This is a genomic window from Thermoleptolyngbya sp. PKUAC-SCTB121 (genome assembly GCF_016919485.1).
In the GTDB taxonomy this organism is placed as follows: Bacteria; Cyanobacteriota; Cyanobacteriia; order Elainellales; family Elainellaceae; genus Thermoleptolyngbya; species Thermoleptolyngbya sichuanensis.
In genome coordinates this window covers 828584-843073 of sequence record NZ_CP070366.1, presented here as the reverse complement: position 1 = coordinate 843073, position 14490 = coordinate 828584, and the positions used below count along the sequence as shown (strand labels likewise).

Sequence of the window (14490 nt, the reverse complement as noted above, 5' to 3'; positions counted from 1 at the left end):
GCTCCGGCCCCCAACCCCCAACCCCTGATCTCCCCCCGCCTCTGATAGAATCAACATCGTAGTTTGAATCACATACGCTACGGATGTGGCTTGGACAACGTTGAGAACCACCAATACTTATTTGGAAGCAGAACTCATGCAGCAAATGCTGGCGGCTCATGAGATTCCGGCGCGGGTGGTGGCACAGGGCGTTCAGGCGCATTTCGGCGGGGGCACGCCTGCGGCGGTGCAGGTTGACCCGCGAGACTGGTGGACGGCGCTGCTGCTGCTGAGTCCTATCGATGACGCAGAGGACGTAAAACCGGAGTAGCGCAGAGGGGCGATCGCCCTCTCTTAGCACACTAGAAACGCCTCCCCACTTATCCCTTTAGTAAAGTCTTCTACGTAAAGTCTCCCGTTTTCACAGAATCTTCCCCAATCCACTCTTTCCATTCTCTTTTGCCATAGAGCCTTTGCCATAGAGCGCCGCCTCAGCAAAATTTAACACCACCCTTTATCCCCTGTTTTTTTCATGTCTCTGTTTGACTGGTTTGCAAATCGACGCAAAGCTGGTGCCATCAGCCAGAATCAGCAGGAGCGAGAAATCGCCGACGGACTCTGGAGCAAGTGCCCCAACTGCGGCGTGTTGACCTATACCAAAGACCTGCGGGCAAACCTCATGGTCTGTCCAGAGTGCAAGCATCACAACCGCATCTTTAGCGACGAGCGCATTCAGCAACTGATCGATCCAGGCACCTGGACCCCGCTGGACGAACACCTATCGCCCACCGATCCGCTGGGTTTTCGCGATCGCAAATCCTACAGCGATCGCATCCGCGACACTCAGGAAAAAACACGCCTCAGGGATGCTGTTGCCACAGGCGTTGGACGGCTGAACGATTTGCCCGTGGCGCTGGGCGTGATGGACTTTCGCTTTATGGGCGGCAGCATGGGGTCTGTCGTGGGCGAAAAGCTGACCCGCATGATTGAACGAGGCACGCGCGATCGCCTCCCAGTGATTATCGTCTGTGCTTCTGGCGGCGCACGAATGCAGGAGGGAATGCTCAGCCTCATGCAAATGGCGAAAATCTCCGGGGCCCTAGAGCGACACCGAGAAGCCTGTCTGCTCTACATCCCCGTGCTAACCCATCCCACAACGGGCGGCGTAACGGCTAGCTTTGCTATGCTGGGCGACCTGATCCTGGCGGAACCCCAGGCCACTATCGGCTTTGCAGGGCGGCGTGTCGTCGAGCAGACCCTCCGCGAAAAGCTCCCCGACGACTTTCAAACCTCGGAATATTTGCTCAACCACGGCTTTGTAGATACCATCGTGCCGCGCACTGAGTTGAAAAAAACCCTGGCCCAACTCATCCTGCTGCATCAGCCTCCACAGCCCGCAACCCACGCGGTTCACGTCCCCGACACCGTACCCGAAACCTTGCCACTCAAAATTCCCCACGAGTTGTAATCTCGTTGTGGCTTCGATAGCAATTTCAGCGTAATTTCAGTAGTTTCAATAATTTCACACCGCATATAAGCCGTCATTGCAAGCGGTCACCATCCGGACAGGAAAAAGCTTGTATGGTGGATCTGTTGTCTTTACTGAGATCCTGCTGCTACGCCCCTATGCAACTCATCGCCGCAATGCAGGAGGTGTTTCGCCAGCCTCCGATTCCCTACGAGCCGCAAAAGCACTCCCTCAAAGCCTGGGCCAAGTATTGCCTGCAAGATCGGGGCTACAAAGTCCTCTACGCCGATCGCGCCGATTTTGCCATCGAGTCTCGAACCGACGGCAAAGTCTTCTTTCGCGTCACCGAAAACCCTGCCGATGTAACCCCAGACCTGGGCTGGATCGTGTGCGATCGCACATCCCAAGTCACCACCGTCATCGCCCCACACACTCCCGAATAAGGATACAGACCAGCACCACCACCCCTCCCCCCACCTCTTCGTTCTTCCTTCTTCCCTCTTCGTTCTTCTCTCTTCCTTTTTCCCTCTTCTTTCTTCCCTCTTTTTTCTCTCTCCTCCCATGCGGGATCTCTACCCCCCCATCGAACCCTACGCCTCTGGCACCCTCCAGGTTTCCGACCTACACACCATTTACTACGAAGAAGCGGGCAACCCCCAAGGCAAACCCGTCGTCTTTTTGCACGGCGGCCCCGGCGGCGGCATTACGCCCAGCTATCGCCAGTTTTTTGACCCGGAAAAGTGGCGCGTGGTTCTATTTGACCAGCGGGGCTGTGGTCGCAGCACGCCCCACGCCGAACTACGCGAAAACACCACCTGGGACTTGGTGAATGACATTGAGACAATTCGGACGCACCTGGGCATCGATCGCTGGGTGGTCTTTGGCGGCAGTTGGGGCAGCACGCTCTCTCTCGCCTACAGCCAGACCCATCCCGACCGCTGCAAGGGGCTAATTTTGCGGGGCATTTTCATGCTGCGGCGCAAGGAATTGCTGTGGTTCTACCAGGAGGGATGCAGCTACATCTATCCCGATGCCTGGGAAGACTACCTGAAGCCGATTCCTGCGGAGGAGCGGCACGATTTAATCAGCGCCTACTACAGACGGCTGACCAGCGATGACCCGGCAATTCGGCTGGAGGCGGCCCGCGCTTGGTCGGTCTGGGAAGCCAGTACCAGCAAGCTCCTGCCCGATGCCAACCTAAAGGAGCGCTTTGCAGAGGCGGAGTTTGCCGATGCCTTTGCCCGGATTGAATGCCATTATTTTGTGAACAAGGGCTTTTTTGAACCAGACGACCAGCTCTTGCGAAACGTCGATCGCATTCGCCACATTCCCGGCGTAATTGTGCAGGGGCGCTACGACGTAGTGTGTCCAGCGGTGTCTGCCTGGGAGCTTCACCGCGCCTGGCCCGAGGCGGAGCTAATTCTCGTGCCAGATGCAGGCCACTCGATGAACGAACCAGGAATTCGGACGGCGCTGCTGGACGCGAGCGATCGCTTTTCCGCCCTCTAGCCCCAACCCCCTGCCCCGCTTCCTGATATGCTGAATATGCTGGAAGCCTGAACCCGCCTGGATTTTCGCCATGCCTGCCGCCACGTTGACCGATCAACCCCTCAGTTTTCCCCTTACCGCCGTTGTCGGACAGGAGGCGATTAAGCTGGCCCTGCTGCTCTGCGCCGTTGACCCGGGGCTAGGTGGCGTGGTGATTGCGGGTCGTCGCGGCACGGCCAAATCCGTCATGGCCCGCGCTATTCATGCGCTGTTGCCCCCCATCGAAGTCATCGAAGGCTCCTGCTGCAATGCCGATCCGCTCCTGCCCGAAGCCTGGGATGATGACACGCTGAAAAAATACGCAGAGGTCAAAGCAGCAGCGGATTTCAAAGCAGATCCCGAAGCGGATTCTGCTTTGCCCACGCACGTCATCCCGGCTCCCTTTATCCAAATTCCGCTGGGCGTAACGGAAGATCGGCTGCTCGGCTCGGTGGATGTGGCTCAGTCCATCAAGGCGGGGGAAACCGTATTCCAGCCGGGGCTGCTGGCAGAGGCGCACCGAGGCGTGCTGTATGTGGACGAAATCAATCTGCTGGATGACCAGATTGCGAATCTGCTGCTGACGACGCTGACGGAGGGACGCAACCAGATTGAGCGCGAAGGCATTAGCTTTCAGCATCCCTGCAAGCCGCTGCTGATTGCCACTTATAACCCCGAAGAGGGCGACCTGCGAAATCATTTGCTCGACCGAATTGCGATCGCCCTTTCGGCGGACGAAATCCTGGGGCTAGACCAGCGTGTGGCAGCCGTAGAGCGGGCTACAGACTATGCCCAGTCGCCGGAAGATTTTCTCAAGCTCTATCGCGAAGAACTGGACAATCTCAAAACCCAGATCATCCTCGCCCGCGAGTGGCTCCAGGATGTCACCATTTCCTGCACCCAGATTGAGTATCTGGTTCAGGAAGCGCTGCGCGGCGGCGTGCAGGGGCATCGGGCGGAACTGTTTGCTGTGCGGGTGGCCAAGGCAAACGCAGCGCTGGAAGGGCGTACCGAGGTCAGCGCCGACGATCTGCGCGTGGCTGTGAAGCTGGTGATTGTGCCCCGGGCGCTGGATCTCCAGCCGCCGCCCGAAGATGAATCGCCCCCGCCACCCCCGCCGCCCCAGGATCAGCAGCCGTCTGACCAGGATCAGGACGAAGACGAGCAAGACGACGAAGACGAGAACGAAGAAGACCAGTCCCAAGATCCGCCGGAACTCCCGGAGGAGTTTATCTTTGACCCAGAGGGCGTGCTGCTCGACCCGTCGGTGCTGTACTTTGCTCAGATGGCCAATCGACGCGGCAAGTCGGGGTCGCGCAGTCTGATCTTTTCGGAAGATCGGGGACGCTACATCAAGCCGATGCTGCCCAGGGGCAAGGTGCGGCGGATTGCTGTAGACGCGACGTTGCGCTCGGCAGCGCCCTATCAAAAGGCCCGGCGATCGCGCTACGAGCAGGGAGCAGCGGCAACTCAGCCGCCTCGCAAGCGGGTGTTTGTGGAAGAGTCGGACCTTCGCGCCAAGCGGCTGGCCCGCAAGGCGGGGGCGCTGATTGTGTTTGTGGTCGATGCCTCTGGATCAATGGCGCTGAACCGGATGAACTCTGCCAAGGGCGCAGTTCTGCGGCTACTGACAGAGGCCTACCAGAACCGTGACCAAGTGGCGCTGATTCCCTTTCGGGGTGACCAGGCAGAAGTGCTGCTACCCCCGACTCGCTCCATCACCTCGGCACGGCGACGACTGGAGCGGATGCCCTGTGGGGGCGGCTCTCCCCTGGCGCATGGACTCACGCAGGCGGTGCGCGTGGGGGTGAATGCCCGCTCTTCCGGTGACATTGGACAGGTGGTGATTGTGGCTATTACCGATGGACGAGGCAACGTGCCGCTGGCCAAATCCCTGGGGGAACCCATCCTCAGCGAAGAGAAGCCGGACATTAAGGCGGAACTGCTGGACATTGCCACCAAGATTCGGGCGCAAAATATTCAGCTTTTAGTGATTGACACGGAGAATAAGTTTGTGTCTACGGGCTTTGCTAAAGAACTAGCGAAACAGGCAGGTGGCAAGTATTATCACCTGCCCAAGGCCACCGACCAGGCGATCGCCGCTGCCACAATGGGTGCATTGCGAGATGCCAAGAATGGCTAGAGAGCATAAGAAAAATGCATAAATATAAATAAAAGGGGAAGCGGAGAATCGCCACTCCCCCTCAGAGTCCGAACCCCAAAGCTCGTTTGTGCTAGCTGGCCAGGTATTCGCGAATGTCGGCCCGGCGCTTCCGCAGTTTGGTCAAGGCTTCCCGCTCGATCTGGCGCACCCGCTCGCGGCTGATGTTCAGGCGATCGCCAATTTTGGCCAGCGTGAGCGATCGCCCATCCTCTAGCCCAAAGCGCAGCGACAAGACTTCGCGCTGTTGCGGCGTTAGCTCTGCCATCAATTGCTCAAGCTCGTTTCGCAGCGAAGAATTGGCAGCATAGTCCTCCGGAGACGGCCCCGTGTCTTCCAACAGCTCACCCAGTTCCGTGTCCTGGTTATCGCCCACTCGCAAATCCAGCGATAGGGGCTGGCGTGCCCGCTCCAAATATTCGCGCACCTGTTTCACCGACATATCTAGCTCCGTCGCCAGTTCCGAAACGGTTGCTGCTCGACCAAGCTGCTGAGCAAGCTGCCGCTGCGCTTTCTTAATTTTGTTTAGCTTTTCGGTGATGTGAATTGGGAGGCGAATGGTGCGCCCTTTCTCGGCGATCGCCCGCGTAATTGCCTGCCGAATCCACCAATAGGCGTAGGTACTAAAGCGATAGCCTTTGGTTGGGTCAAACTTCTCTACGCCTCGCTGCATCCCAATTGTGCCCTCCTGGATCAGATCCAGCAAATCCACATTGCGCTTGATATATTTTTTGGCTACAGACACCACTAGGCGCAAATTGGCCTCTACCATGCGGCGCTTGGCGTTTTCGCCCTCGGCCACCACCTGCTCTAGCTCATCGACCGACAGGCCGGCCTGGTCTGCCCATTCTTTCAGGCTGGGCGATCGCCCAAGCTGCTCCGACAGCGCCGCCTTCACGTCCTGCAACAGGCTCAGACGCTGAACCTGCTTTCCATACAGAATTTCCTGCTCGTGCGTCAGCAGAGGAACCCGTCCAATTTCTCGAAGGTAAGTGCGAACCAGATCGGTGGAGGCTTGACTCGTTTTCATGACAAGACACGTGAGGAGTTGGAAAAACACAAAACGGGGCAGCTACCGGGCAACTACCCAACCGAGAAAAATAAAAACCTTAAAGACCAGAGCGCTGAGGGCTGGATACGACTCTATTCAATTGCTATTCAGTTGCTATTTGATTGCGAACCCTCAGCTACCACTCAATGGCCAAGCTTTGGCTGCTACCCTTTGGCAACAGATGCCGCCTCCCGACCAGAGCGATCGCCTCTCAGAAAAGCACCTCAGACCCAGCATCGAACCCGAAACCTAATCACAGACTCATCAGGTGAATAACTTTTGGAAGACACGCCTGGGAGACAGCCAACACGAAGCACCTCATACACTCCGATACTCACCACCCAGAAACCCTTTGCTCAATCTGAATATTAAAAAATGTAACACTTATGAGAGATGCTGTCACGTCCCTAGATCAGCGAATTGGGAGCATATCCAGAAACATTAGACCCAACCTTACCGAGATTTTCCCGATATGAATGCATCCTGTACAACAAAACCAGTGTGATCAGAGTCAGCATCGGTCACCTCCGCAAGCAGCTCGTTCGTAATGTTTTTTTAATAATTCAGCCCAAGTCCTAATCGCTGACAGAATGCGAACTGTAGAAATGCGAACTGTAGAAAGCTGGCTTAGACAACTGGATATGCGGCACACACAGCAATCTATCGACTCTAGGTATCATGCTATGCACCCGCATCAGCCTCTCCCGCCTGCATAAGCCAGTCATTTAGACAACGCTTCCGACTGAGATACCTTAATTTACAAGACTTGCGTTGATCACCGCCTGTGCCTAAGGGGCCGGTTTACACGCTTTCTGCTCTACAGAAAGCAAGAAGTTGGCTGAGGATGTGATCGAAAAATGCGTCAGGGTCCCGATTTATTCGCCACCCTCACAATGACCAATCAAGAACAACCATGCTGTAAGGGTTTCAGCAGTTGCCAGATTGAGGTGGCGAAAAACCAAGGACACTAACAAAAATGCAAAAACCCCGACACTGCTTAATTCTGAGAAGCAGCATCGGGGACTGACAAAGCCATGAACTCGAAAGGCAAGCTGAGCAATTCAGCGAGCAACGCTGAACCCTAAGCAGAGCGTCCAATCTCTCGCGATGGACTAGCTGGCTCTGCGCCCAGCATCGACTCTTTCAGGAGTTTCAGTCCTTTCTTAACGCGGCGGGATACAGTAACCGCGCTAATGCCCAAGCGCTCGGCTGTCTCCTTTTGCGTCAAGTCATAGAGAAAAACGGCTTCCAGAACCTCGCGGGTTCGCTTTTCAAGCTGATACAGGGCTTGTTGAAGCCGGATCTGGTCTTCCTGAGCAAGCTGGAAACTGCGGTATTGCGAATCGGGCAGCATTTCACCTAGCGTTGCGCCTTCCTCTTCTTCTCGCATGGGCGCATCGAGGCTGAGGGGCAGCCGATTGCGGTAGGCGAGTTTGATTTCTTGCCACTCGTCGAGCGAGACTCCCAAAGCAGAGGCAAGTTCAGCATCGGTTGGAGAACGATGAAGCTCTGCCTGGAGGGTGCGCGTAACGGTTGCAGCTTGATGCTGAAGCGCCTGCCAGCGACGAGGAATCCGAACAGAAGACCCCTTATCGCGCAGATAGTGCTGAATTTCGCCACGAATGTAGGGAATGGCGAAGGAGCTAAAGGCATGACCCTTGCTCATGTCAAACCGCTCGATAGCACGGATCAGTCCTAGGCTTCCCACTTGGAGCAGGTCATCATAGCTTTCGGTGCATTGATTGACCCAGTGATGCGCTTCTTTGCGAACCAAACCAAAATTGAGTTGCACCAATTGATTGCGGATTTCGGCAGTTGGAGAGGTTTGATAATCTCGCAGGAGTTGTAAACTTTCAGTCTTAAGTTCTGTAGAAATGGGTGTAGACATGACGAGATTCAGGTAGATGGGGTTAGCCGAGAGACCGTAACCTAGATGCATCCCTATGAAAGGCACAAGGGTATCAAACTGAGAAGTTGAAACTCAAGTTACCTGGCTTACTTGACTCAATGGCTTACTTAAATTTGGCAGGTTAGCAGAGGCTTAAACAGCCGCTTGCAGGTTGTGAAACCAGGCTAGTGAGCGCAGAAACGCTCTTGCTTGTTAACTGGAGCCTATTTGCTGCTTAGAGCCTGGTTACTACTTGCAAGCATTTGGAGCAGCGAATTTGGAGCAGTGAGCTAACGTATGAAGTCAGAGGTTTCAGCTATCCTAAATTTCTGACAACGAACTCTAATCACTAAAGCTCCAGTAACGTTGCTTGATAGTAATAAATCTGCCGCTTGACGAGGCCCCAGAAAATTTCTGAACTCAAGGTATTTGGTTTAGGGCAACGCCTACAACTGCATTTTTACGGAACCTGAAAGAAGCGTCGAAAAACCTGAATCGCCTCATTAGATGAAGATCGGGATAGATCCTCTAAAAGTTTGAGACGGATTGATGAATGAATTAGGAGGAGAGAATCAGACGCGAGTCTGTGGAATTCACTGATGAGCAGTTTACATTTTAAGATGAAAGCTTGCAATATTATGGAGCAATATCATGAGAAAGCGTTAAGCGCGATCGCCCCTCGGCGGAGCAGTGAACTGGACATCGCCTTTAAGACAAGGAGGGCGATCGCCCTTTAGAAACAGCGTTTAACTGGCCCTAGACAGAGCTGACAGGTAGTTTCCAGTAGACCTTTTAGCTCCTAACTTTGAGGATTACATGGTGTGAAAACTGTGATTCTCTCTGGCTCCAGACTTTATAAAAGCGTGATTCCAAACCGCACTTTTTAAAGTTTTAGTAAAGTTCAGCTTTATGGAAACCTCATAATTTAGCCCAAAAATTTAGCCCAAAAACTGAGCCCAAACATGAAAAGACCCGCCAGCGCCTTGCCAGCAGGTCTTTTCGTTTCAAAATCTAGAAGGGCTAAAAGATCAAAATCTGTAGCCAGTCACTCTCATAGAGTCTTGAGGGACTACGCAGCGGGTTCAATCCGAGCGTAGAATAGCCCCTGAATACGAACATCCAGAGGTTCCTTGCCACCCATGTCAGTATCTGAAGGCTGCTCACTCAGGAAAGTTCCAGCGATCTCGCCCGTTGCGGCATTGATCTTGGCAATCTGGAAGGAGATATTGCCACGACCCGTCTTAAACGCCTTTTTATTTTCGCGCTGAAGTTCATCGCTGTCGGCCTGGGCAGGCAGCGCAACTGCATTATCGTAGCCCGCCGTCAGACCGCGACCTTTGGGATCAAGGAAGTTAGACGTGCGGTAGGAGGGCACCTTAAACTCACCCTCGAAGTCCGTGGAGGCAGAGATGCTGTCCAATCCAGGCTGAGTTGTAGCAACCAAGTCCTTGATGGTGAACAGGAAAGGGACTTCCTCTCCACCGGGCAGCAGCACAGTGATGGCCTGGAAATCAAAGCCTTCTTCTTCGATGAAGGTGAGGCTACGATCGGGGTTGACCTTTAGCGTGCCTCGCACCTGGTCGAGGCTGGAGGTATAGCGTGTCAACGGTCTGCCAGCCACAAATTCTGCCTCTTGGCGTTTGTTTGCTGGCTCTGTCTTCACAGCGTAGTTGGTCGGTTCCAGGCACAGATCGACGATTTTGTAAGTCTCACTGGGGTCAATCGGAATGGAACCCCGCTTGATGGTGTCAAGAGTAGGGCATTTGTTAGCTAGACCAGTGCCTCGGATTTGCTCATAGGTGAGCGGGCCGCTGGCGGCGGTAGGGGTGCCGCTGCTACAGGCAGTGAGAAACCCCATACAGAGCGCAATCAGCGCGACAATTAGAGCGCGATACCTCATGGTCAACCTCGATATCTCAATCTTGATATGGCTTGGTGGTGGATGAATTCTAGTGGATGAATTCGTAGGTCTGTTGGGTCGAATGTTTGATCGAACAAGATTAGTCGAACAAATCTAACAGATTGTGTCTGATACTCTAATGTTGAATTTTACAAGACCTTGTGCGCTTGTTTCTGGAACAGACCGACTTCGTAAGACTTCAGGGCGAGACTTTAGAGTAAATCCTGGCTTTGGCGTAGATGATAAGGGACGTGAATTGTGTAGAAATGTATAGAAAATTGCATGGAACAAGTGTTTCATAGGTGTTGCAGAGTTCTTTCGTGATTCTTTCGCAAATTCTTTTGCAGTTGTTTCTCAGCAGTTGTTTCTCAGTTGTGTGGAGCGTGGAGCGGCATGAACGAGCAGGATAATGGAGGCGATCGCCCATCTCATCCAGATCTGGCAAGTTTGGAGCAAGCGCTCCAGCCTCAGAAGACACTTCAGCGCCATCTAGAGGCGATCGCCCAACAGGTACAGGAAACCGCCAAAGCGTCTGAAGGCGATGGCGTTGCGCTGTTGCGGCTATTGCGCCTGCTAGAAAAGCTGCATCAAGAAATCCGCGACACGATGTTTCAAGAAACGCTGCCCAAAAATCGCCATTCGCTCTACGCCCTGCTGCGCGATATGGAGGCCGAAGGTGGCTGGCCCTACATTAGTCGCATGAAGCTGCGATCGCTCTTGCGCCACCTGCTAGATGAGCCTCCTGCTGAATCGCCCAACCCCCTGAACCCCATCGCTGACCCAGAAGACTTTCCGCGCCGATAGACGAGAGAGCATTAGGGGTGTGCTTCCTGGGTCGGAGCCACCCGCTTTAAACCCTCAGCGACGACTTTCAAAACACGGCTTAACAAAACACGGCTTAAAATAAGTAGAAAGGTTCTACTTGGGAAAGGCTCCATGATTCCTACCGTTATTGAACAATCGGGTCGCGGCGAACGCGCCTTTGACATCTATTCGCGTCTGCTGCGGGAGCGCATCATTTTTCTAGGACAGCCTGTCGATTCTGACGTTGCGAATCTGATCGTGGCGCAAATGCTGTTTCTAGAAGCCGAAGATCCCGAAAAGGACATCTATCTCTATATCAACTCTCCAGGCGGCTCTGTGACTGCTGGCATGGGCATTTTTGACACCATGAACCATGTGCGCCCGGATGTTTGCACGATTTGTGTCGGGCTAGCCGCCAGCATGGGCGCATTTCTTCTGAGCGCTGGCGCTAAGGGCAAGCGGATGAGCCTGCCCCACTCGCGGATTATGATTCACCAACCCCTCGGCGGTGCCCAGGGTCAGGCAACAGACATCGAGATTCAGGCAAAAGAAATTCTCTACCACAAACAAAATCTCAACCGCTGGCTGGCAAAGCACACAGGGCAGCCCCTAGAGCGCATTGAGCGCGATACTGAGCGCGACTTTTTCATGTCTGCTAAGGAAGCGATGGACTACGGCTTGATTGATCAGGTGATCGATAAGCATTCGGTCGGCAGTCGCCCGACGGTGGTCAGCGCCAATTAGGGCTTAGTGGGGGCTTAGTGGGGGCTTTGTGGAAGCTGTGTGGAGGCTTTCGGCAACCCCTCTGAAAGATCTCGGCAATTTTGGATTGTAGAGTTGGGATTTTGGGCGGTGCCAAAAGCTCTCATCCAAAATTGTCAATCTAAAATCCAAAGTCCAAAACCGGCGCAAAACTCAGGTTCAGCCCCAATCCTGATGCTCTGGCGAAGTAGAGAGCGCAATTCGCTGGTGTAGGGCTGCCGCGTTACGCTCTAGGTCGGCTGCGAGGATGTCGAGCTGGTCGAGTTGGGATTGATAGTCGGTGAGTTCGCGTTTGGCGGCGACTTTTCGCTCCAACGCAGCGCGGGCGGCGGGTTCTTTGCCTTGCTTGAGGGCCAGTTCTGCGATCCGATGCCAGGTGTCCATGTCTTTCTGGGCTACCTGCATTTGTCGCTGGAGTTGGTCGCAGGCGATCGCCATATTCCGTCGCGCCTGGTCGAACTGTTGCAGCGCCATTGCAGGGTCGTTCGCCAGCACTGCGTCTTCCATCATGCGGCGAGAACTGCGGGGGTTGAGCATGGCGGCATCGAGTCCAAAGGTTGCAAGCTGTTCGCTGACGCTGCGGCCCGTTTTGCACCAGGTCGCAAAGTGTTCGCAATTGTTTTCGAGCAAGCTATAGCGCTGTTCACCCAGCCGACTCTCGGCCCGTTCGATCACGATATCGGGCAAATAGCAAACGGTGTATTGCTTGACGAACACCCGGTTGCCCCAGGAAAACGCCGAAAACTCTGTCTGGCGAATCGTCGGCGGCTCGGTGGCTTTGCTGTAGTGAATGACGCTGCCATCGCCGCAGTCGATGCCGTGGTGTTCATACACACCGTCCATGCCAGCGAGCGGTCGCATAACGTAGATTTGGTCGCCTCGAGCCATGTTCAAGGGGTAAAGCGTTGGGATTGGGGTTGAGAATCAGGTTTGACGGCGAGTTTCACCTGCACAGGCCAAAGTGCCTATTGGTTTCAGCACCCTGCATGAGCTGCTGCAAAATTTTATCTTAGGCAAGCGATTGGCAAAACTCTGTTTGCTGCCTCACCTCCGAATCCAAATCCCTTCAGGACTTACGCACTTGCGATAAGCTCTTTGGATTTTGGACAATATCTCCTGGGCTGCGCCCGCGAGACATTGTCCAATTGCGTAAGTCCTATCCCTTAATTTCGATAGGCGATCTGGAGGCTCTTGACCAGCAACAGCAGCGAGGCGATCGCCATTAGCCCGCCCCAAAACCAGTAGGGCAACAGCAGGTTTTGAGCGATTTGCCCAGAGTCCGACAGGAGGACTTGCCCGCCGATATTGGCTTGGCGGGTGAACAGATAATCCATCTGGTGATAGGTGCTGACGCACGCCTGCACACCCAGAAATTGGATCGCGAAGACCTGGAGCCAGGGATAGCCGGAGAGGGCGATCGCCAGCACCGCAGCCCCCAGAAACGGCACGGCCACCAGCCCAAAGAGCGATCGCACCCAGATGAGCGCCGACCCAATCAGCATTGCCCCCAAAAACAGCAGCGCATAGCGGGCCATCTGGCGGCTGCGCGATGCCAGAATAAACAGCGCCCCAGCGATCGGCGGCCCCATCGGCCCCGCCGCCGCCACCAGCGCCCAACCCACGGGCCCCAAAAACAAACTGCCGCTGTGAACCGCAAAGCCAGAGCCGTTGGGAAACATCTGCAACTGCTGGAAGTTGCCGCCCAGCAGCATGGCCATGAGTCCATGCCCCATTTCATGAAACCAGGTCGCCAAAATGCTGAAGGGATACAGGATGTAGTTGCCAATGGGCAATTGCCAGAGCAGACTGGTGGCGATCGCCGCTGCGACCAGCCAGGTCAACCCCACCCGGTCAGACTTGGAGTCGGAGCCATCCCACCGTTGCGGGTCATCAAACGGATTGTCTTTGTTCCAGCGATTCGTCATGGCAGGGCTTGAAGGAGGAGTCTTGCAGAACCATGACTCAACTCTAGCGCTTGCCTCCGTGGATCGCCCCCTGTGCCACTCCAGGCATGATTCCAGGCGTAACTCTGGGGCACTGGGCATAGCCTACTCGAAACCTTGCCAGGTCAAAACTTGCCAGGTCAAAACTTGCCAGGTCACGGTTTAGTCAGCAGTTCACAACACCTGAAATCCCTAGAGAGACAGAGAGAGAGGGACGCCCTAGAAGGCCACTAGCGGCAGCGCCTCCTACTCAAGTTGGTGGATCAGGCAACTGCAAATGGGGCGGCACTGGAATTGCCCCGCCGGGAGTCGGTGGGCGATGGATTTTGGTCGCTGCGTCGGGAGAGTCTGGATCGCCCTCCTGCCGACCGCGGGTGATTTCGGTTGGGGCTTGGGGCAAATCGGAGGCAGGCTGCCCAACCGTGCGATCGCTCACCAATCCGGTCGTGGGTGGGTCATCACCGTTTTCGCTGCCCAGGCGAATCTTAATATTCGGCCCAGAGCGGGCCAGCCGAATCACTGCGCCATCCGTCAGTGGGACTTGCGTAATTCGCTTGCCGTCCAGGTAGGTACCGTTTGTGCCCAAGTTAACAATTTCCCAATTTGCGCCAACCCGACGCAGCTCTACATGATGGCGAGACACGACAGCGCTGTAGAGAATCACATTATTATCGGTCGCTCGCCCAATGCGAATCACCGACTCATTTTCAAACTTCCAAACCTGGGCTGGAATCTGCTTGACCGGATGCAGAAGGGATAAAGTAATCACACTCGTGACGCAAAACCTACGGCGAAAGAACAGAGTGGCAAATTTTCAGGAAGAGATGCCTGATGGCAGGGCGACTGAATTTTATGGCTGAAATTTGAAACTGAATCTTGGGGCTGATCAAGTATTGTGACTGATCCGACAGGCTGCTGGCCGTAGGGTGAAACAACGGCTGGCATCCATCATCCACTCATCCTAAATCCTACGCTGCAATCCTATGTCGCTTTCTTAAAAGCAAATG

At 54.7% G+C, this 14490-nt stretch carries 13 protein-coding genes; 7 read left to right on the top strand and 6 right to left on the bottom strand.

What is annotated here, in order from left to right; genetic code table 11:
* Positions 1–85: 85 nt before the first annotated feature.
* The 5 genes from JTM80_RS03530 to bchD all read left to right on the top strand — a co-directional run bounded on the left by JTM80_RS03530 (position 86) and on the right by bchD (position 5117).
* The gene (locus JTM80_RS03530) at positions 86–310 is read left to right on the top strand and encodes a hypothetical protein (RefSeq protein WP_156435370.1); all 225 of its coding nucleotides are present in this window, start codon (positions 86–88) and stop codon (positions 308–310) included.
* Positions 311–511: 201 nt separating this feature from the next.
* Positions 512–1447, top strand: coding sequence for an acetyl-CoA carboxylase, carboxyltransferase subunit beta (accD, locus tag JTM80_RS03525; RefSeq protein ID WP_172354191.1), 936 nt, complete (start codon positions 512–514; stop codon positions 1445–1447).
* A 158-nt stretch (positions 1448–1605) separates the two neighbouring features.
* Complete coding sequence (locus tag JTM80_RS03520; protein ID WP_172354190.1) at positions 1606–1890, top strand: hypothetical protein; 285 nt, start codon at positions 1606–1608, stop codon at positions 1888–1890.
* A gap of 118 nt (positions 1891–2008) precedes the next feature.
* Complete coding sequence (gene pip / locus JTM80_RS03515) at positions 2009–2956, top strand: prolyl aminopeptidase (RefSeq protein WP_172354189.1); 948 nt, start codon at positions 2009–2011, stop codon at positions 2954–2956.
* A 70-nt stretch (positions 2957–3026) separates the two neighbouring features.
* Positions 3027–5117 carry a magnesium chelatase ATPase subunit D gene (gene bchD / locus JTM80_RS03510; RefSeq protein ID WP_205370604.1) on the top strand — a complete coding sequence of 697 codons (2091 nt, stop codon included), beginning with the start codon at positions 3027–3029 and terminating at the stop codon, positions 5115–5117.
* Between the two features lie 91 nt (positions 5118–5208).
* Here bchD and JTM80_RS03505 read toward each other — a convergent pair whose 3' ends face one another.
* The 3 genes from JTM80_RS03505 to JTM80_RS03495 all read right to left on the bottom strand — a co-directional run bounded on the left by JTM80_RS03505 (position 5209) and on the right by JTM80_RS03495 (position 9974).
* Positions 5209–6165, bottom strand: a complete 957-nt coding sequence (locus JTM80_RS03505) for an RNA polymerase sigma factor, RpoD/SigA family (RefSeq protein ID WP_172354187.1) — start codon at positions 6163–6165, stop codon at positions 5209–5211.
* Positions 6166–7267: 1102 nt separating this feature from the next.
* Positions 7268–8074, bottom strand: a complete 807-nt coding sequence (locus JTM80_RS03500) for an RNA polymerase sigma factor SigF (RefSeq protein ID WP_172354186.1) — start codon at positions 8072–8074, stop codon at positions 7268–7270.
* Positions 8075–9143: 1069 nt separating this feature from the next.
* Positions 9144–9974 (bottom strand): photosystem II manganese-stabilizing polypeptide, encoded by an 831-nt coding sequence (locus JTM80_RS03495; RefSeq protein ID WP_172354184.1) that lies wholly within the window; start codon positions 9972–9974, stop codon positions 9144–9146.
* 393 nt (positions 9975–10367) lie between these two features.
* Here JTM80_RS03495 and JTM80_RS03490 point away from each other — a divergent pair, with 393 nt between their 5' ends.
* On the top strand, positions 10368–10778 hold the full coding sequence (locus JTM80_RS03490; RefSeq protein WP_225906750.1) for a hypothetical protein: 411 nt from the start codon (positions 10368–10370) through the stop codon (positions 10776–10778).
* A gap of 132 nt (positions 10779–10910) precedes the next feature.
* Positions 10911–11522, top strand: a complete 612-nt coding sequence (gene clpP, locus JTM80_RS03485) for an ATP-dependent Clp endopeptidase proteolytic subunit ClpP (protein ID WP_172354183.1) — start codon at positions 10911–10913, stop codon at positions 11520–11522.
* 177 nt (positions 11523–11699) lie between these two features.
* Here the strand turns inward: clpP and JTM80_RS03480 are convergent, their stop codons facing one another.
* The 3 genes from JTM80_RS03480 to JTM80_RS03470 form a co-directional block, all read right to left on the bottom strand.
* On the bottom strand, positions 11700–12401 hold the full coding sequence (locus JTM80_RS03480; protein ID WP_255548867.1) for a lecithin retinol acyltransferase family protein: 702 nt from the start codon (positions 12399–12401) through the stop codon (positions 11700–11702).
* 302 nt (positions 12402–12703) lie between these two features.
* Positions 12704–13465, bottom strand: a complete 762-nt coding sequence (locus JTM80_RS03475; protein WP_172354181.1) for a M50 family metallopeptidase — start codon at positions 13463–13465, stop codon at positions 12704–12706.
* A gap of 268 nt (positions 13466–13733) precedes the next feature.
* Positions 13734–14252, bottom strand: coding sequence for an FHA domain-containing protein (locus JTM80_RS03470; protein ID WP_205370599.1), 519 nt, complete (start codon positions 14250–14252; stop codon positions 13734–13736).
* Positions 14253–14490 lie beyond the last annotated feature (238 nt).